The sequence below is a fragment of the Novosphingobium ovatum genome, from assembly GCF_009909235.1.
Lineage (GTDB): Bacteria > Pseudomonadota > Alphaproteobacteria > Sphingomonadales > Sphingomonadaceae > Novosphingobium > Novosphingobium ovatum.
Genome location: NZ_JAAAPO010000005.1, coordinates 372,233 through 391,190, shown reverse-complemented (window position 1 = coordinate 391,190; position 18,958 = coordinate 372,233). Strand labels below are relative to the sequence as shown.

The 18,958-nt window shown below is 63.7% G+C and carries 20 protein-coding genes and 1 pseudogene; 6 read left to right on the top strand and 15 right to left on the bottom strand.

The features are described from left to right. Positions 1-32 precede the first annotated feature (32 nt). The gene (locus GTZ99_RS14225; RefSeq protein WP_201742552.1) at positions 33-1,493 is read left to right on the top strand and encodes an ammonium transporter; all 1,461 of its coding nucleotides are present in this window, start codon (positions 33-35) and stop codon (positions 1,491-1,493) included. Positions 1,494-1,659: 166 nt separating this feature from the next. Here the strand turns inward: GTZ99_RS14225 and GTZ99_RS14220 are convergent. Continuing rightward, a pseudogene (locus GTZ99_RS14220) lies at positions 1,660-2,067 on the bottom strand (TIGR01244 family sulfur transferase); the annotation flags it as partial. A gap of 353 nt (positions 2,068-2,420) precedes the next feature. Here GTZ99_RS14220 and GTZ99_RS17065 point away from each other — a divergent pair. From GTZ99_RS17065 to queC, 5 genes are all read left to right on the top strand, one after another. Then, positions 2,421-3,185 (top strand): cold-shock protein, encoded by a 765-nt coding sequence (locus GTZ99_RS17065; RefSeq protein ID WP_161719973.1) that lies wholly within the window; start codon positions 2,421-2,423, stop codon positions 3,183-3,185. 198 nt (positions 3,186-3,383) lie between these two features. Then, entirely contained in the window at positions 3,384-4,574 is a 1,191-nt protein-coding gene (locus tag GTZ99_RS14210; protein ID WP_161719971.1) for an aspartate aminotransferase family protein, read from the top strand. After that, positions 4,574-5,500, top strand: coding sequence for an ornithine carbamoyltransferase (gene argF / locus GTZ99_RS14205; protein ID WP_161719969.1), 927 nt, complete (start codon positions 4,574-4,576; stop codon positions 5,498-5,500). Before GTZ99_RS14210 ends, argF begins: the two co-directional genes overlap by 1 nt. 11 nt (positions 5,501-5,511) lie before the next feature. After that, complete coding sequence (gene hslO / locus GTZ99_RS14200) at positions 5,512-6,405, top strand: Hsp33 family molecular chaperone HslO (protein ID WP_161719967.1); 894 nt, start codon at positions 5,512-5,514, stop codon at positions 6,403-6,405. A gap of 58 nt (positions 6,406-6,463) precedes the next feature. Then, positions 6,464-7,162, top strand: coding sequence for a 7-cyano-7-deazaguanine synthase QueC (queC, locus tag GTZ99_RS14195; protein WP_161719965.1), 699 nt, complete (start codon positions 6,464-6,466; stop codon positions 7,160-7,162). Between the two features lie 155 nt (positions 7,163-7,317). Here queC and GTZ99_RS14190 read toward each other — a convergent pair whose 3' ends face one another. From GTZ99_RS14190 to GTZ99_RS14125, 14 genes are all read right to left on the bottom strand, one after another. Further along, the gene (locus GTZ99_RS14190; RefSeq protein WP_161719963.1) at positions 7,318-8,415 is read right to left on the bottom strand and encodes an OmpA family protein; all 1,098 of its coding nucleotides are present in this window, start codon (positions 8,413-8,415) and stop codon (positions 7,318-7,320) included. 186 nt (positions 8,416-8,601) lie between these two features. Next, positions 8,602-9,057, bottom strand: coding sequence for a DUF2793 domain-containing protein (locus GTZ99_RS14185; RefSeq protein ID WP_161719961.1), 456 nt, complete (start codon positions 9,055-9,057; stop codon positions 8,602-8,604). Positions 9,058-9,084: 27 nt separating this feature from the next. Beyond that, positions 9,085-11,274 (bottom strand): GTA baseplate fiber-binding domain-containing protein, encoded by a 2,190-nt coding sequence (locus tag GTZ99_RS14180; RefSeq protein ID WP_161719959.1) that lies wholly within the window; start codon positions 11,272-11,274, stop codon positions 9,085-9,087. 8 nt (positions 11,275-11,282) lie between these two features. Beyond that, a complete protein-coding gene (locus tag GTZ99_RS14175) occupies positions 11,283-11,681 on the bottom strand; it encodes a hypothetical protein (RefSeq protein ID WP_161719957.1) in 399 nt (132 codons plus the stop codon). Between the two features lie 17 nt (positions 11,682-11,698). Beyond that, positions 11,699-12,517: a DUF2163 domain-containing protein gene (locus GTZ99_RS14170; RefSeq protein WP_161719955.1), complete on the bottom strand. Its 819-nt coding sequence runs from the start codon at positions 12,515-12,517 to the stop codon at positions 11,699-11,701. Then, positions 12,514-14,871, bottom strand: coding sequence for a DUF2460 domain-containing protein (locus tag GTZ99_RS14165; protein WP_161719953.1), 2,358 nt, complete (start codon positions 14,869-14,871; stop codon positions 12,514-12,516). The genes GTZ99_RS14170 and GTZ99_RS14165 overlap by 4 nt, the downstream gene beginning before the upstream one ends. An 18-nt stretch (positions 14,872-14,889) precedes the next feature. Then, positions 14,890-15,465 (bottom strand): tail tape measure protein, encoded by a 576-nt coding sequence (locus GTZ99_RS14160; RefSeq protein WP_161719951.1) that lies wholly within the window; start codon positions 15,463-15,465, stop codon positions 14,890-14,892. Next, positions 15,462-15,659, bottom strand: coding sequence for a phage tail assembly chaperone (locus GTZ99_RS14155; protein WP_161719949.1), 198 nt, complete (start codon positions 15,657-15,659; stop codon positions 15,462-15,464). The genes GTZ99_RS14160 and GTZ99_RS14155 overlap by 4 nt, the downstream gene beginning before the upstream one ends. A gap of 3 nt (positions 15,660-15,662) precedes the next feature. Then, positions 15,663-15,980 carry a gene transfer agent family protein gene (locus GTZ99_RS14150; protein ID WP_161719947.1) on the bottom strand — a complete coding sequence of 106 codons (318 nt, stop codon included), beginning with the start codon at positions 15,978-15,980 and terminating at the stop codon, positions 15,663-15,665. Then, positions 15,977-16,384 (bottom strand): phage major tail protein, TP901-1 family, encoded by a 408-nt coding sequence (locus GTZ99_RS14145; protein WP_161719945.1) that lies wholly within the window; start codon positions 16,382-16,384, stop codon positions 15,977-15,979. Before GTZ99_RS14145 ends, GTZ99_RS14150 begins: the two co-directional genes overlap by 4 nt. 58 nt (positions 16,385-16,442) lie before the next feature. Then, positions 16,443-16,832, bottom strand: a complete 390-nt coding sequence (locus GTZ99_RS14140; RefSeq protein WP_161719943.1) for a DUF3168 domain-containing protein — start codon at positions 16,830-16,832, stop codon at positions 16,443-16,445. 5 nt (positions 16,833-16,837) lie between these two features. Then, entirely contained in the window at positions 16,838-17,020 is a 183-nt protein-coding gene (locus tag GTZ99_RS14135) for a hypothetical protein (RefSeq protein WP_161719941.1), read from the bottom strand. Further along, positions 17,017-17,646 carry a head-tail connector protein gene (locus GTZ99_RS14130; protein WP_161719939.1) on the bottom strand — a complete coding sequence of 210 codons (630 nt, stop codon included), beginning with the start codon at positions 17,644-17,646 and terminating at the stop codon, positions 17,017-17,019. The genes GTZ99_RS14135 and GTZ99_RS14130 overlap by 4 nt, the downstream gene beginning before the upstream one ends. Before the next feature lie 133 nt (positions 17,647-17,779). Continuing rightward, positions 17,780-18,919: a phage major capsid protein gene (locus GTZ99_RS14125; protein WP_161719937.1), complete on the bottom strand. Its 1,140-nt coding sequence runs from the start codon at positions 18,917-18,919 to the stop codon at positions 17,780-17,782. Between the last annotated feature and the right edge of the window lie 39 nt (positions 18,920-18,958).

The following is an 18,958-nucleotide window of genomic DNA, read 5'->3' as shown; positions in this document are numbered from 1 at the left end:
TTTGCGGCGCTGCGGCTCTGGGCGGTTCGCTCATGGCTGCGGGCACCGCCTTTGCGCAGGCTGCTGCCGATACGGCCTCCAGCGCCGCCGATGCCGCCGCGACCACCGCTGCTGTCGCCACCGAAACCGCAACGGCTGCTGCCACCACCATGATCAAGGCGCCGACCGTCGAACAGATGGCCACCATGGTCAACAAGGGCGACACCGCCTGGATGCTGATCTGTTCGGCTCTGGTGCTGTTGATGTCGATCCCGGCTCTGGCGCTGTTCTATGGCGGTCTGGTCCGTACCAAGAACATGCTCTCGGTGCTGATGCAGGTGTTCATGATCGTGTCGATCGCAGGTCTGGTCTGGGCTTGCTGGGGCTATTCGATGGCCTTTACCAGCGGCACGGGCGCGACTGCCCCGTTCATCGGCGGCTTTTCCAAGCTGATGCTGGCCGGCGTGACCAGCGGCACCTATGCCGCCACGTTCACGAACAACCTCTATCTGCCCGAACTGGTGTTTGTGGTGTTCCAGATGACGTTCGCGATGATCACCCCGGCGCTGATCGTGGGTGCGTTTGCCGAACGTATCAAGTTCACCCCGCTGATGGTGTTCGTGGTGCTGTGGCTGACGGTCGTCTATTTCCCGATCGCGCACATGGTGTGGTACTGGGCTGGCCCGGACTTCCTGCCTGACGCGCCGACCGACACCGGCTATCTGTGGGGCATGGGCGCGCTGGACTTTGCTGGCGGCACGGTGGTGCACATCAACGCCGGTATCGCTGGTCTGGTCGGCTGCTTGATGATCGGCAAGCGCGTGGGCTTTGGCAAGGAAGCCACTCCGCCGCACTCGCTGACCATGACCATGATCGGCGCTTCGCTGCTGTGGGTGGGTTGGTTCGGCTTTAACGCTGGTTCGAACCTGGAAGCCAATGGCGTGACCGCGGTTGCCTTTGTCAACACGATGCTGGCCACCTGCGCCGCCGCCGTCAGCTGGGCGATTGTCGAACAGCTGCACCATGGCAAGCCCTCGATGCTGGGCGCTGCGACGGGTGCTGTGGCTGGTCTGGTTGCCATCACGCCTGCCTCGGGTCTGGGCGCGCCGATGACCTCGATCGTGCTGGGCCTGCTGGTTTCGCCGATCTGCTACTTCTTCGTCAGCTTTGTGAAGAACAAGCTGAAGTATGACGACACGCTGGACGTGTTCGGCGTGCACTGCGTTGGCGGTATCTTTGGCGCGATCGCAACGGGTGTTGTCGCTGATCCGGCGCTGGGTGGTCAGGGCTTCTTTGATTACACGCAGTTCCCCGCCGGCGTTGGCACCTATGACATGGCTGCCCAGATCATCACGCAGCTCAAGGCTGTTGGTCTGACCATCGTGTGGTCGGGCGTGGGTTCGGCGGTGCTGTTCTTTGTGATCGACAAGATCTTTGGCCTGCGTCCCACCGAGGAAGCCGAGCGTGAAGGTCTGGACATCACCGAGCACGGTGAGCGCGCTTACAACATGTAATTTGACCAGTTTGCCGGGGGTGGGGAACTCCTCTCTCTCCTCCTCTCCTCCCCCGGCATCCGATGTTCCTCCTGCGAACAACACCTTTAAAGGGCCGGAGCCAGCCGCTCCGGCCCCTTTTTTGTGTGCAGTCGGCAGGGGGTCAGCCGGCTTGTGCGGCCAGCATGTCCATCAGCGGGCGGACGGGCGAAACGTCATAGCCAGCCGCCGACGCCTGCGCGGTGACCGCCTCCAGATCGGCGCCCATGCTGGCCTGTGCCAGCGACCACAGCAGCGTCGAGCGCGTCCCCGAACGGCAATAGGCCAAAATGCCGCCCTGCGCGCCTTGCAGCGCGTCACGCATGGCCGACACCTGCGACTGGCTGAAACCGGCGTGCGTTACTGGAATCGCGACATAGGCCAGGCCAGCCGCACGGGCAGCCGCTTCGATCGCCTCGCCGGGGGTCTGGTCGTCGCTTTCGCCTTCGGGGCGGTTGTTGATGATCAGCGTCACGCCTTGGGCGGCGGCGGCGGCCACTTCGGCCACGCCGATCTGCGGGCTGGCCCATACCCGGTCGGAAATCTGGCGGAACATGGCATTCTCCTTTGGTTTGAATGGCGGGCAATCAGGCCCCTGCGCAAGGTGGCGCGAGTCCCGCGCTGTGTGCCAAGCCCGGCGGCCGCAGGCAAGTCGGGCAAATCGCCAGCGCTGCGCCATCGGCAGGTGGCATGTAAAGTGCGCCTTTGGGCAGAAATGTCACAACAAAATGCAAATTCACGGCGGGGCTGTTGATTCTGTTCGCACTGTTGCTTGTTTTGGTCTATGGCGCATGATGCAGAGGAAAGGCCCGTCCGCGGCGATGTGGTTGTTTGCCCTGTTGCATGGCGCGGTTCGTCCACGCCGCCACGCGATATCGATACGGGCGAAGCGAAGGTAATTTCGGGTTTATGGGTTTTGACAGAGGGCGTCGCGGCAGGGGCCGAGACAAGCGTGACGGTTTCGGTGAGGACGGTTTCGATCCCTTTATGGGTGGTGGTGACCGTTTTGGCGGCGACCGTTTTGGCGGCGGACGTGGCGGCTTTGGCGGCGGCGACCGTGATCGCGGCGGCTTCGGTGGCGACCGCGGCGGCTTTGGCGGCGGCCCGCGTGGCGGCGGCTTTGGCGGCGGCGGTGGCGGCTTTGGCGGCCCGCGCGGCGGCGGCGGTGGTGGCGGCATGCCCGCCCAGGTCGTTGGCCAGGGCAAGGGCGTCGTAAAGTTCTTCAACGGCCAGAAGGGCTTCGGCTTCATCCAGCGTGAAGACGGTGGTGAGGACGTGTTCGTCCACATCAGCGCTGTGGAACGTGCCGGCCTTGAAGGTCTGGCCGAAGGTCAGACGCTGGAGTTCACGCTGGTGGACCGTGGTGGCAAGATCTCGGCCAGCGATCTGTCGATCGTTGGTGACGTGATCCCCGTTGCCAAGCGTGAGCCTGCTGCGCCTCAGCGTTCGCTGACCGGCGAAAAGGCGACCGGTACGGTCAAGTTCTTCAACGCGATGAAGGGCTTTGGCTTTATCACGCGTGACGACGGCCAGCCGGACGCATTCGTGCACATCAGCGCGGTTGAGCGTTCGGGCATGCGCGAGCTGAACGAAGGCGATCGTCTGGAGTTCGATATCGAGGTGGATCGTCGAGGCAAGTACTCGGCCGTCAACCTGGTGCCGCGTCAGGGTTGATCCCGATTCGCACCGCCCCTCGGGGCAAATGCTTTGCAGCTTGCAGCATTTGACCGAGGGGCCGTGACCGCATAAATGCGTGGCCATGGCGGCAACTTCCGGATTCGCGTCCGGAGGCGCCGCCATTTCTCGTTTCTAATTGGCTTTTTTCGCTGGCGATCCCGCCGGCCAGATGTCTGTGATGTAAAGGAAATGCCGATGTCTATCTCGCCTCTGATGCCTGTTTACCCCCGGTGCGGCTTTCGCCCGGTGCGTGGTGAACACTGCCATCTGATTGGCGAAGATGGCCGCCGATATCTGGACTTTGCCAGCGGTATCGCGGTGAACCTGCTGGGCCACAGCCACGAAGGGCTGATTTCGGCCATTCAACAGCAGGCCGCCACGTTGATGCATGTGTCAAACCTGTATGGCAGCCCGCAGCAGGAGCGCGTGGCTGAACGGCTGGTCGCGGCGACCTTTGCCGACACGGTGTTCTTCACCAATTCCGGCGCCGAGGCGGTGGAGTGCGCGATCAAGACCGCGCGCGCCTATCACCAGCATGTGGGCAATCTGGACAAGTACGAGCTGATCACCTTCAAGGAGGCGTTCCACGGGCGTACTTTGGGCACGATCAGCGCGTCCAATCAGGAAAAGATGCATAAGGGCTTCTTGCCGCTGCTGCCCGGCTTCAAATACGTCGATTTCGGCGATCTGGAGGGCGTCAAGGCGGCCATGGGGCCGAACACCGCTGGTTTCCTGATCGAACCGATTCAGGGCGAGGGCGGGATTCGCGTGCCTTCGGATGCATTCCTGCAGGCGCTGCGCCAGTTGGCCGACGACAATGACCTGATGTTGATCTTTGACGAGGTGCAGACGGGGGTTGCTCGTACCGGCACGATGTATGCCTATGAACAGTTTGGCGTCATCCCGGATATCGTCGCCACGGCCAAGGGGCTGGGCGGTGGTTTCCCGCTGGGCGCCTGTCTGGCGACGGAAAAGGCGGCGCGCGGCATGGTCGCCGGCGCGCATGGCAGCACCTATGGCGGCAACCCGCTGGCGATGGCGGCGGCCAATGCCGTGCTGGACGCCGTGGCGAACGAGGAGTTCCTGGCCCATGTCAATGACATCGGCGCCAAGCTGGTCGGCCGTCTGGAGCAGTTTATTGGCAACTATCCCGAGATGTTCGACAGCGTGCGCGGGCGTGGCCTGCTGTTGGGGCTTAAGCTGAAAATCGAGCCGCGGCCCTTTGTTGCCCATATGCGCGACAACCATCAGCTGTTGACGGTGTCCGCCGGCGATCAGACGGTGCGCATCCTGCCGCCGCTGGTGATCGACGAAAGCCATATCGACGAATTCATGGACAAGCTGTCGGCGGCTGCTGCCAGCTATAGCGTGCCGGAGGTGGCGTGATGGCGCGGCATTTCCTGAACCTGTCGGACGCGGGGGCGGATGCGGTCGTTGCGATCCTGAATGACGCCCTGACGCGCAAGCAGGCGCGTGCCAGTTGGCCCAAGGGGCGTATCGATGCCGATGCGCCGCTGGCCGGGCATGTGCTGGCGATGATCTTTGAAAAGAACTCGACCCGGACGCGCGTGTCGTTTGACATGGCGATGCGCCAGTTGGGCGGTAGCGCGATCGTCATGGATGCCGGCGGCATGCAACTGGGCCGGGGCGAGACGATCGCCGATACCGCCCGCGTGCTCAGCCGTATGGTCGACGCGATCATGATCCGCACCAATGATCATGCCAAGATCGAGGAACTGGCCCATTACGCCACGGTGCCGGTGATCAACGGTCTGACCGACGATTCGCACCCGTGTCAGATCATGGCTGATTTGCTGACCTTGCTCGAGCGCGGTGTCGCGTTGCCGGGTATGGAGATGGCGTGGCTGGGGGATGGCAACAATGTCCTGCACTCGCTGATCGAGGCGGCCGGGCTGTTGAAATTCAACATCCGCGTTGGCGGTCCGGCGGGCTATGAACCGCAGGCGCGCTTTGTCGAGGCGGCGCGCGCGGCCGGGGCCAACATCACCTTTACCCATGACGCGGCGCAGGCCGCACAGGGCGCGCAGGTGGTGGTCACCGATACGTGGGTGTCGATGGGGCAGGCCGGCGGCGATCAGGTGATCGCGGCGATGGCGCCTTATCAGGTGAACGAAGCGCTGATGGCGCAGGCGGCACCGGGGGCGTTGTTCCTGCATTGCCTGCCCGCCCATCGTGGCGAGGAAGTCACCGATGCGGTGATCGACAGCAACCAGTCGGTTGTCTGGGATGAGGCGGAAAACCGCATTCACGCCCAGAAGTCGGTGCTGCGCTGGGCGTTTGGCCAGCTGTGAGCGGGACGCAGATGACGCAGGACGCGGGCGGCGATTTCGACCGCGTCCTGACCTTTACCATCCCTGATCGCGATGCCCGCGGCCGCGCGGTGCGGCTGGGGCCGTTGCTGCAACAGGTGCTCTCGGCGCATGACTATCCGCCGGTGCTCAGCCGTTTGCTGGGTGAGGCGTTGGTGCTGACCGCGCTGATGGGCACCCTGTTGAAGGACGATGGCAGCCAATTGACCGTGCAGGCCCAATCCGAGGGTGGCGCGGTTGACCTGTTGGTCTGCGATTATCGCGATGGGGAATTGCGCGGATATGTGCGTCATGATCCCGAAATGCTGGGGCAATTGAGCGGCGAGGCGGACTTGCCGGCGCTGTTTGGCAAGGGTTATCTGGCGATCACCTTTGACCTGGCGATGAGCGATCAGCGCTATCAGGGGGTTGTCCCCCTGGAGGGCGCGTCACTGGCGCAGGCCTGCCAGAACTATTTCCTGCAGTCCGAACAGGTGCCGACGCTGATCCGTATTGGTGTGGCGCAACATGGCGGGGAATGGGTGGCAGGTGGCTATCTGGTCCAGCACTTGCCCGAGGGTGAGGAAGGGCGCGAGCGGTTGCACGCGCGTATGGACCACCCGCATTGGGAGCACGTCGCGGCGCTGGCGAGCAGCTTGCGTGTGGCTGAGTTGACGGACGGCGATTTGACGCTGGAAGATCTGACGTGGCGCCTGTTTCATGAGGAAAGCGAAGTCCGCGTCTCGCGCGGTGATGCTTTGCGCCGGGGCTGTCGTTGCACGGTGGCGCATTATCATGCGATCCTGTCGCGCTTTGGCCCGCAGGAACTGGATGACATGCGCGACGAGCAGGGCGTGATCTCGGTCGATTGCGCGTTTTGTTCGCGGGTGTTCCCGATCGAGATCTGAACCTGCCGGGCGTTGTCCCGCAGGTCTGAACGAATTGTTGGGTTAAAGGAGCGGGGCGATGGCCTTGGATATGGACGGCAAGGGGCGCAAGGCTGTGGTCCTGCTCTCGGGCGGGCTGGATTCGATGGTGGTTGCCGGTTTGGCGCGTGAGGCGGGGTATCGCCTGTTTGCTCTGACCATCGACTATAACCAACGGCACAAGCGCGAATTGCACGCGGCGCAGGGATTGGCGCAGCATTTGGGCGTGGAACGGCATGTGATCCTGCCGCTGGATTTGCGCCAGTTTGGCGGATCGGCGCTGACCGATGACATTGATGTGCCAAAGACGGGCGTGGGTGATGATATTCCCGTGACCTATGTGCCGGCACGCAATCTGGTGTTCCTGTCGCTTACATTGGCCTGGGCCGAGGCGCTCGGCGCGCGGGACGTGTTCATTGGGGTGAATGCACTCGACTATTCGGGCTATCCCGACTGTCGTCCGGAATTCATTTCCGCGTTCGGGGAAGTGGCCCGTCTGGCGACCAAGGCCGGGGCCGAGGGAGAGGCTTTTGCCATTCACGCGCCGCTGCAATATCTGGGCAAGGCTGATATTGTGCGTGAGGCGTTGCGGTTGAGGTTGGATCCGGCGATGAGCTGGTCTTGCTATGACCCACAACCGGATGGTTCGGCCTGTGGTATGTGCGATAGCTGTCGCTTGCGACTGGCCGGTTTTGCCGAAGCAGGCGCAGTCGATCCTTTGCCGTATCTGCAGGGATAAACTGCCGCGCCGATCAATACTGTCGTATCAACGAAAAAGCCGCCCGGTATCACGGGCGGCTTTTTTCATATCTGCGCCGCCCAAACGGCGGATCGGCAAAGAAAAGGGGGCCGAGCATTGGCCCGGCCCCCAATTCTGCGTCACTTACGACAGGATCAGTTACCCGAACCCGGACCGTAGGTGATTTCCACGCGGCGGTTCTGCAGTTCGCGGACACCGTCAGCGGTGGGAACGCGCGGGTTCGTCTCACCGAACGCCTGGCTCGAGATCGCCGTGTCGGCAATACCGTGCGAGGTCAGGTAAGCGCGGACCGAAGCGTTACGACGGGCCGACAGACCCACGTTGTACTTCGGCGTGCCCGAACGGTCAGCATAGCCAGCCAGCATGATCGGAATCGACTGGCAGTTGCCATAAGCGCGGATGGCGCTGTCGAGGATCGTCCCGGCCTCGGGCGTGATGTCCGACTTATCCCAGTCGAAGAACACGATGTACGGACCCTTTTCGCAAACCGGCGGCGGAGGCGGCGGAGGCGGCGGGGGCGGCGGAGGCGGGGGAGGCGGCGGCGGCGGCGGGGGAGGCGGCGGCGGGGGCGGCGGAGTCGGCTCGCCGAAGTTGTAGGTCAGCGTCGCCAGCAGCGCGTGCGAACGGAACTTGGCCGTTTCGGCCAGACCGGTCTTGCCCACAAAGCTATCCGCACCATCGGCGCGGAAGAAGCGATACTTCAGACCCAGGTCGAGGTTCTTGGTGATCGGCGCGCGGACACCGGCAACCAACTGCCAGGCAAAGCCCGACGAGCTGTCGCTGACGTTGGCGGCAGCCACCGGCGAGGCCACGTCCAGCTTGACGCGGGCTACGCCCACGCCGCCGCCGACAAAGCCCTGCAGGCCGTCATTCGGACCAAAATCCAGCAGGCCATTGACCATGAACGACAGCGCGTCCGACTTGGCCGACAGCGAGCTGCCCGAGTAGGTGCCCGAGGTCGCCACATAGCGGTTGCCCGGCAGACGGCGATAGCTGGTTTCGGCTTCCAGACGGAAGGGACCGAAGTCATAGCCCACGATGCCACCCAGATCGTAACCGGCCTTGGAGACCAGGCTGCCGACCTGCGTGTTGGTGGCGGTGCTGTTCACGCGCAGATCTTCTGCGATCGCGACGCCCACATCACCTTCGATATACCAGGCCTTGTCCTTGGCCAGAGCCGGCGTGGCAAGGGCCGAAGTGGCCAATGCCATGCCGAGAAGCAACTTCCTCATACGTCATCCCCTTTTGCGAGTTAGAGGTAATCAATACGCACTGCGGTCTATCTCTAGTGCAAAGGTGGCGCAAGCCGCGATTTTGTCCCAACGGGTGGCAAATTCGCGTGATATCCGGGGTTTGAGTGGTGCACGGGTTTGCAAAATGCCATGCGGGTTAACCGCAAGGCTCTGAAAACTGTAACATCAGCTGCTTAAAATACCGGCCGTTTGCAAGGCATTAATCAAGGAATTGATGGCCGCGCGGGCCTCGGAATCCACGGTGCTACCGCCCGCGGGTGCGGCAATGGAAGAGGCGCTCTTCCAACTGCCGGCAAAGCGCATATTTTGTCCAGTGGCGCGATTCAGCAACAGCATACCGTCGCGTGGCGTGACAAACAGCCAGTTATCGGCCTGACGACAAGCCAATTTGCCATCCATACCCGCCCAGTCTCCGGTCGCACCAGTTGACACTAACCAGCAAGTGCCGTCGATCGCGGTGGCAGGGGGGGCGCTGGCGCTGCCCTCGATAGCGCAGTGCATCAGGGCGTCGGCCAAGGCCAAAGCCTCGTTCACAAACACTTCCTTTTGCGATTGGCCGGAAAACAGCAGCGGCAGTCCGAATCGCGGGCTGGCGCTGGAAAAGGTGATGGTATCGGTCATCAGCATGACTCCATGAGGAGGGATAGGTCAGGCAGCGCTGGCCAGCAGCAAGGGTTTGGAAAGGGCATATTTGCCCTTCTGACGAACGGTATAGCGGCCGTTGGGCAAAGCGCTGTTGAGTGCCGCGCGTGTGGCGCTGTCCAGTGTCAGCTTCGGAAAGGGGGATTCCCACATGCCTGCGGTATGCGTCTGGTCGCCAAAAGTGATTTGGTACAATTCCGTTTCTTCTTGCAGCGGAACCTCGATACCATCTTGCCACAACCATGCGCCTCTGGCCCTGCGCGTCCACCCCAGTTCCAGACTGCCATCGGCATGCACATGGACCTTTGGATGAACGGGCGACAAAGGACGCAATGCGATACCTCGACACCAGATGGGTGAATAGACCGCCGTGGTATCGCCCAGGCCCAAGGCCGCGATCTGCGTCCCATCGGCTTTGCCTACCAAGGTTGCATCCAATGCGACGGCATTGCCATCCAGCAATACAAAGGGCTCACCAGCGGCGTGGGTGGAGATGGCAAACTCGGTGCCGCCACATCCGCGCCACAGGCCCGAGAGGCGCCAGTTGCCGTCACCCATGCTCTCAGCATTCAGGAACTGGATAATTTCCTGCCCCACCAGCGCGCGATTGGCCCCCATCGCCAATTGCCGCGTTGTTGTGCCGGTCAGCGCCAGATCGGTGCCAGCCAAATGTACGGTCAGCGTTGATTGACGATCAAGCATCAGCGGCGAAGCGGAAGGCAGCACCGTTTGGGCCGTGCCAATCGTGCGCCGCATTCGTCCGGTTGCGCCTAGCCGGATCAGGGCGCCATCGCCGTGGTCGGCATATAGCGCGGCGCCGCTCCATCCGCTGCTGGCCGAACCGGCCGCAACATAGGTCACTGACAGATCCGAACTGCCGTTTCCGTCCCATGGCAGCTCAAACGCGTGCAGGGCCGTGGGGCCCGAAACCAGATCGGGGGCTGTGCTGGATTGGCCGCTGGCGCTTGCGGGCAGGATGCCCTGAATGTCGGGCGCTAGCCGTTTCAGCAGCAGTTCGACGCCTGTTTCGCGCCATTCCCATTCGGTCACGCGCCACAAACCGGGGCGGCCGGGTACGGTCACCACTGTGCCGGGCGCGACCGAAGGGTGCAATTCGCCGCACCGCCATTGCAAGGTTTCCTGCGCCCAGCCTGCGCCGCGGTTCGCACTGGCAATCAGTTGGAATGCGTTCTGGGCACTGATGGCGGCGGGCACTTCAACCGTGCGGGGCTGACCTGAGGCGGGTTTTCCCGGCGCGCGCTGGGTGCCCGGCTGGTAGTCCAGTGCGGTGTCGTAATAGCGCAATACGCCTGGCAAGCTATTGTTGCCCGCTTGACGCGAATGTGAAAATCCGGTCGTGGCGCCAAATTCACCTTTGCCTTGGGCGACGGCTGGTTCGCCCAGAGCGATCGGGTTCACTTGCAATCGCTCGCGCGTGATGGTCAGCCGGTCACCGCCCGCATCGCACAACATGGGAAACAGCGGCTGGAATTGCGCCAATGTTTCGTCCAACGCGCCTTCGCAGGCAAAGCCGGTGATGCCGTCCAGCGGCACATCAGCATCCACAGAATCAATCAGCCCATCCAAGGCGCTGCCCAGCGATAGCGCATCTTCGTCGGCGAAGATTTCAAAGCTGAGGCTGGGGATACGATTGCCGAAATCGGCCAATTGCAGATCCTCGAACACCGCATAGGCCAGTCCGCGAAATGCGGGGCAGGTGGTGCTGCCTTCGGCTGCGGCAATCAGCGGATCGACGCCCTGGTCATGCTGTCCGGTATAAACGCGCAGCGCCCCCCCCACCTTGAGATCGCCATAGGTGCCGCGCAGCAGCTTTCCGTCGGCCCAAACACGGCCAATGCCTTGAATCGGACGACTGGACAGCGCCACGGCAAAGCTGGAGGTATAGCTGTAGGTGGTGACAGAAGGGCTGCTTTTGCCTCCGCCCGATGTGGCGGAATGCTCGATCAGATCGGTGGCCCAGATGATCGTGCCTGCAGCGCGCATATGGCCGTAATAGCGCGGTACGGCCGAGCCATAGCTGGAAGTGGTGATCGACAGGTCTTTCAGACGGGGACCTTGGCGGCTGGATTTGCCAATCAGGGCGGAATCGATCTGGCTGCCAGCCGCCGCGCCCAGTACGGCTCCCAGCGGCCCGCCAAAGATCGTTCCCAATGCGGTCAATACAATCGTGGCCATGATGCCTCTCATTCTTCGCCCAAAAGGCGCCATTGCATGAGGATCTGATCGTCAGGTGCGGCAGGGCTGTGCACCACGCGCCGCAAGCCAGCGTGCGCATGGACATATCCCCCGCCGGGTGCGGCGATCATGAAGTGATGCTGATGCAGCTTGAGACGCAGCAACAGCACGTCGCCGGGTTGGACAGGCCCCTGTACCGAACCAAAGCCCAAGGTCGCTGCCCAGCGGTCGGTGCCCGTGAGCCGGGTGTTACGTAATTGATAGTCCAACGGCAGATCACAGGGCCGATTGATCCGCCGCAAGGCTTCGGCGATCACGCCCAAACAGTCGAGACCAGTACGCCAATCGCGCCCATGCAGGCGAAAGGGGATCCCCACCGTTTCCAGCGCCGCATAGGCAAAACCCATGCGCAGGTCACCGCTGGTCACGATGCCAGCCCATAGCGGACGATCAGATCGTTACCGGGCAGGAACGGCTCACCTTGAAAATTCACCGCATTGGCAAAACGGCCAGAGCACGTCGCCAGAGTGTGGTCACACCCTTCGCGGATCAGGGCATGTGACCCGGCGGGGATTGTTTGATCCAGCGGTTGATCCAGCACCAATGCGCTGTTTGATACCGCCAGAATGTTCATGGCAAGGCCGGCATAGGGGCCGTCCATCCAGCGAACTACGCCGCCCGTCAGGGCGGTGGCACTGACCGCGCAGGCCATCGTGACGGCATTGCCGCTGATGTCATGCGCCGTCAAAACCGCTTCATGCGTATAGCGCGCGGCGGCCAGTCCGCAGCCGGTCCCGCAAAAGTCGGATCGGCAACTGGGGCTGGTTCTGGGGATGGGGTCATGTTGCAAATCGGCCTTGCGCGAGGCCAGCGTGGTCGAAAACTGCCCCTCGTTTTGGCTGACGGCGCCGATGCGCCCGCCATACAAGGCCTGAAAAGCCAGCGTTTCCCAATCCACCAATCCGATGACGATACGTGCATTGTCATACCGGCCAGCAATCAAGTCCTGGGCGGAAATGGCCGCGTGCGAGATAGCTCCGGTCACTTCGGCGGAGTCGGCGTCGAAATCGGCGGTGCGCCGGATGGCGGTTGGCATCATCCCGGGCGCGGCATGGTGTAACAAGCCGTCGAACCACAGATCGGCATCATGCGTGGTAAAGCCCAGCGTGACGCCATCGGTGCGCGAGACGCGCCAATAGGTGGCGACAGTCTCGACCTCGGTGGAAAACCAGATCCGCGTCATACCGCCTCCCGGATTTCGACGACCGGAACATTGGGCACTTCGCCAGCCAAAAAGGTGACGCCGGCCACGTCCAGCTTGTCCTGTTCAAATCGTACGGGCACATCAAACAGAAAGCCTGCGCGAACCTGTGCGCCAGACGCCGGCGGGGTGGCAAAGTGGATGATCCCGCCATCGCCCAGCGTCCAGCCGCTTGTGACAGCCGAGCCGCCCACGCTGACCAACAGCGAGGCCGCGCGCGGCCGGGTGATCCGGCGACGCTGCATGTCCTCAACCGCCATCGTGCTTTCGCCATAGCGCTTGATCAGGGCAAAGCTGGTGGCGATTCCATCCCCCACACCCAACAGTTGGTCATTGGCGGTGGGCGTGCCGGTCATGCCATGCGAACTGAAATCGGTCGGGTCCTTCAGGCGAAAACCGCGCGCCGCACCACGCCGCGCCCGGAAAAATCCGATCAGCGTGGCCAGATCGCTGTCCGAGCGCACACCCGGCCCCACATCAAAGCGCAGCCGCGCATTGGCCCATTGGCTGTTGCGGTGCTCAAACCCCGAGGCGGTGGTGATGATGCTGGTCGAAAATTCCGGGGCGACCTGTGTGTCCAGCGCCAATGCCAGCGGATAGATCACATCGTCAAAGGCGTTCATGGCGGTGCTGTCCTGTGATTGAGGGATAGCGACAAAGCCGTCGCGGCAGATCTGGGGCAGCGCCCAGACAAAGATCTCGTGGCAGCCGCGGTTGCGGGCCTCGTCAATGCCGCGGTCGATCAGTTGCCATTGGTCCGCCTGTGATTCCAGCAGGACAAAACCCGCCAGATAGTCCTGAGCCGTTTGCGAATAGCCCAGCCGGCTATTGACCAGGGCATAGGCGGCTTGCCGCGCCGCATCGGCGCCTGCGGTCAACCAATCGTAATCCTCGACCTGCAATCGATCGAAGGCGGGCGCGGCCCAGCCTACCGGCAGATTGGCACGGCGCAGTTCCGGCATGGCCGGGTCCAGCACGGTCGGAAGAAAGGTCAGCAATAGCGTTTCGGCTGAGGTGCCGATGCTGCTGGCGACCTGTTTGACCCGTGTACCGATGGCGATGGTCGATGCCGCCAACAGCGCTCCCGCCTGATCCAGCAACGCGGTTTGTGCGCTGTTCAGCGATTGGCGCATGTCGGGAATGGCTACCGGGCTGCCGCCAAAGGCTGCCTTGGCCGCGTCGTCATACAGGCAGATACGCCCGTCGGGCATTACCCACCACCAGGGCTCACCCACCTGAAAACGGATGGCGCAGCCTGCCTCATGCAGCATTTGCGCGATGGTTGCGGCGGTCAGTTGCAACCATGCCATTGCGGCGGTGCTGGCGGGCGAGAGCAGGGCTGAAGGCGGGCTCCATCCGGTGCGGGCCGGATCGCCATTGGCGGCGCGCTGCTGCCAGTCGTCCGGGCAATGCTGGGCCAACACTTCATATGACATTGAAGCAATCGGTGAGAGGCCTGCCGCCGCGCATTGGGCAAAGAACGCCGCGTGCCACGCCCGCGCCGGGCCGCACAGCGGGTTGTCGCCATCATTGGGGACGACATAAGCGCCGCTCTGCGCCTTGAGCCGAAAGTAATGGCTCATCCCGATGTAGTGCAGCACACTGCCGCGATAGCCCAATTGCCGCAAAGAGCGGATCAGACGGGCGGGCGTCTGGTTATAGCTGTCGTCATAGGCGGTGGCGACAGCCAACCCATGGGGCGGCACGAACACATTGCCGATGCGCAGCATGGCATTGTGGCCATCGCATCGGATGTTGGTCATCTCGACCCAGCCATCGACGGGCGCGGTCAGAGGGGTGGTCGATCCCCCGGCATAGTCGGGCGACACAAGCGAGATGAACATCCGGTCGATATCCGCCGGATACAGCGGATCGGCGCCTATGGTGGATGACCACCCGCCAAAGATGGTCGAGAAGGGCAGGGTGATCTGTGCGTCCTGACCCGTGCCATTGGCGAAATTCCAAAGGCGCACATACCATACCCGCGCCGCGCCGGTGGCATCGCGGCCCTCGATCGTCAGGGTGGGGCCGTTGACCGCATCCAGCGAGGCAATGCCCCCCGACCGCCAGCGGAATGACAGAGTCGTGCGGCTGTAATCGCGGTGGGTGTCATAGGCCAGCAGGGGATGGTCCATCGCATCGACACTGTCCCAGATCAGCCCGGCCAGATCACCCTGTGTCAGGAACGAGAGATCGACGCGCAGCGCGTCAGCCGCCGTCGTTACCACCGACCCCATCATCGGCCGGCCAAAGTTGATCGTCCAGAACCGCGGGTCGAACCGCTGAATCCATTCGGTTTCCTGTCCGGTGCGGGCAGAAGCGAGCCAAAAGGCCATGAGGACAGCTCCGATTGATCAGGATTGAGACAGGGCGCGGCGCAATGCGCTGGCGATCTGGCGGCCCGAGCGCTGCAACGCCTGCGGGGCGTCAGTGCCTGCGGGCGCGTTGACATTGATCGACACGCGCACCTCGCGGGGGGCGCCATTCAGGCTTTGGTTGTTGGCAACCGAGCCGGCGGAGGTTGGGACGAACAGTTCAGGCCCGCGCTCACCCACCAGATAGGCTTGGCCCGGCGAAACCGGTCCGCCAGTCGCACGACCGGGCAGCCCCAGAATCGAGGACAGCGCGCCCGTAAGTCCGCCGCTGATGGTTGTGCCGCCACCCAGCAGGCTGTTGCCCGCGGCGCTGGCAATGTCTGCCATCACCTGCAACGCCGTGCTGCGCAGCGCGCCAAAGCCGGTGGTGCCATGCTGGATCGCGCCGGTCAGGCCCGATGCCAGCACATTGCCTGCCTGCGTAAAGCCGGGGAGCAAGGTGCTGTCGAAACCGCTGCGCATGGTCGTGATGTCCTGGGCAAAGCCCTGCGTGCTGGCGCGCACGTCGATCAGCAGGCTTTGGATCGGCGTGCTACTGCTGGAAGAGGTGGTCATGGGTCGCGCTCCATCATGCGTTGCAGCTCAGCGCGGCTGAGCGGGGCGTTGGCCGGGTGGGGTTCGGGGGACAGGATGGTGGCCAGCTCTGCTGGGGTGGCGGCCCAGAACTCGGCCGGACGCCAGCCCAGCAGCCGACCGGCCAAACCGGCCAGCCGCCGGGCGCCGGGGCCAAAGCGCGCGTCATCCGCCATGGGTCAGCCCGCGCCTTGGAGGATCTGGCCCAGCAAGGCTTTGAGCGCCGGGGCGACGCCCGAAAGACCTTGCGCCATTACGGCCTGACCGACGCCATCGCGGGTCAGGCCGTCCTTGTTGGTCAGACAATGCCAGAACAGCGCCACCAGCTCGGCCAGCCGCAACTGGCCGGCTGCGGCGCGTTCGACCAGCGCGAACAGCGGCCCCAGCTCATCCTCGGCCGCCACCAGTGCGGCAAAGCTGGGGCGCAGCACATGCGGCTGGCCATTGATGTTCAGACTGGCCTCACCGCGCCAAGGATTGGCGGCGGCCTGGCTCATACCGTCACCACCGGGCCCGAGCTTTCCAACTGCACGGTATAGCTGCGCTCATTGTTGTAATCGCCCGCATATTCCAGCTTCTGGACCAGAAATTGCCCTTGCAGTTTCTGCCCGTCCTCAAAGCTGAGCTGATATGTGTCGAGCGTCCCGGCAATGGCGTTGGCGCGCATCCGGCTTTCGGCGGCGGACCCCATGAACACGCCGGCCGCGCTGACCGAGATCGCGCGGGCACCAGCGCCCGACAACAGGTCGCGCCAACCGGCACTGTCCTTGGTGGTGATCGTCACCGCCTGACCGGCGATGGACATTTGCGTGGTGCGCAGCCCGGCCACGGTGTTGAACGCGGGCGGGGTGGCGCCATCGGCAATCTTCAGCAGGAATGCGGCGCCGGATTGGGCGGACATGGGCGGTTCTCCATTGGGATGGCAGGGCCGGGGGCGGATGCCGCCGACCGGGGGACAATCACGCGTTCAGCGTGCGGAAACGGTATTCCAGCAGGATCAGCCGCTGGCTTTCGCCGCGCTGTTCGGCGCGGGCGCGCAGGAAATGGATGCCGATCACGGCAAACCCGTCCTGCGTGCGGGGCAGAGCCTTGATCCGGTCCTGAATGGCCTGCACCAGTGTGGCGGCGCTGTCGGGGCGATCACCCCGGCAATGCAGTTCCAGCGCGATGCGGGTTTCGTAACCGGTTTCGGTCTTGGTGCTCCAGTCGGCGCTGGCGCTGGCGGCGATCGACAGCCACGGCAGGCTGGTACGTGAGGGGGCCTCTTCGGTGACGGCGTTGAGCGATGTGGCCAGAGTCGCATCGCCAGCCAGCCAGGCGATCAAGGCCGCGCGCAGGGGGATTTCCATGGTGCCTAACCTTTCGACGGTGGGCGCAGCGCCATGTCGGGCCACAACAGCCCGGCAGAGCGCCAGCGCAATGGGCTTTGCTGGCGCGCCAGATAGGTGGTCTGCGCCTGCGCCTGGGCAAAGGCGCGGGCCGTAGCGGTCAGTGCCGAGGCAAAGGCATTGCCATCGGACAGGCGCGCGACGATCACGTCAGCCGCACCCGGCGCCAGGGACGCCACATCGCCGTCACCGAGGCTGCCGGCAGGGGGCTGGCACCGGCGTCTTCGCGCGCGCGGTGTTGATGCGCGGCCAGACGGATGATGCCGTGGCGGATACCGGGCGGCAGATCGCTCCATTGGCTGGCCAGTCCCGCGGTAAAGCGGACCACGGCATGCACATGGTTGCCCGGATCAATCACGCGCAGGCCGCATTCGCCCTCGGCGTTGATCCGCAGGTCATAGGCGTTGGTGTCCAGCTGATCCCGCGTGCCATCGGCGCGCACCGCATGCACGCTGGTGATGCTGATCACCGGACGTGTGGCCAACACCTGCCAGCCCGGTTGGGTCGCCGGAGGGCTCCATTCAGCGGGATAGGCATGGGTCTGCCATTCGCTGGCGGGTGGTATCCGGCGCCAATCGGTGGGCAGGCGGATGGTTTCCTCGACCGTGCAGGTCAGGGGCGTCAGGCCGGTGTAATCGGTACAGACATCGATCGCGGCTTCCAGCAACTGGGTCAACGGCGCATCGTCCAGCGTCGTGGAGATACCCAGCCATTCCTTGAGTTCGGCCAAAGCCGATGGCGGCAGCACCGCCGGGGTGACGATAACCCGCATCATGGCGGTCTCCGTTCATTGGGGTGGGACAAAAGGGTGGCGCCCGCTCCCGCAGCAGGAGAGGGCAGGGCAACGGTGTGCGGGCGCCAAGGCGCCGGGCGGCAGGGGAGGGAACCGCCCGGTCGGGGAGACCCCTTTAGGCGGCGGCGATCTTCAGCAGCTTGATCGCGTCGCTATCCAGCACCTGACCGCCCACGCGGCGGGTGGCATAGAAGTTGACGAAGGGCTTGTTGCTGTACGGATCGCGCAGAATGCGCGTGCCCATGCGTTCGGTGATGATGTAGCCCGCGTTGAAGTTGCCAAAGGCGATCGGATAGGCGCCAGCGGCCACATCGGGCATTTCGGCGGCCTCGATCACGGGATAGCCCAGCAGGCGATCGGGCTGGCCCTCGATCAGGCTGTTCTGCCACAGGAAGGCACCGTCCGCGTCCTTCAGCTTGCGTACGGTCGAGAGCGTCTTGGAGTTCATCACCCAAACCGCACCCTGACGATGGCCCGCCTTGAGTGCCATCACCATGTCGATCAGCTGCATGTCGGGAGTCGTGCCAAAGCCGGTGGCATTGTCCGAAGCGATGTATTGCAGCGTGCCAAACGTGCGGCTGGCATCGGCCGCGGTGCTGACCGGCGCACCCAAAAATCCCATCGGCTGGTTCGAGCCGGTGCCGGTGATGAAGGCGGCGCCTTCGGCACGGGCGAATTCACGGGCGATCTCGTCGGCCAGCCAGGCTTCCAGATCGAACGCGGCATCATCCAGCATCTGCTGGCTGGCCGAGGGGTTGGCGTAGAGTTCACCGGCGGGCGGGATGATTTCGGCAAACTGCGGGCTGCTGGTGCCAGGGCGGGCCGAGCTTTCCGAGACCCAGCCCGACACCGTGCCACCCAGCGAGATCAGCTTGCGATAGTCGGCGGTGCCGGTCTGCACGACCTGGGCGATCGCACGGATCGGGCTGTGCGCCACCAGCTTTTCGGCGATGCGGCGGTCCAGTTCGCTGGGCACGGCAAAGCCGCCATCCGCCGCCGACGAGATCGTCATCGACTTCAGCTCGGTCTCGCGGCCAGCGCGCAGATAGCCATCGACAAAGCCCTTCATCTCGATGTTGGGGGCGGCGTTGCCACCCAGCATCGGGCGACCCGCATGGCGCGCCGCACGGTCCATCCGCGACTTCACCTCGGCGATTTCCGAACGCAGGGTGTTGACCGTGGTTTCGGTCGCATCCTGACGCGCAACGATATCGAACGAGGCATTCAGCGCGTCTTCGTGGTTTTCGATTTCCATGGGGCTTTCACCTTTCACACTAAAAGGCCGCCCCATCAG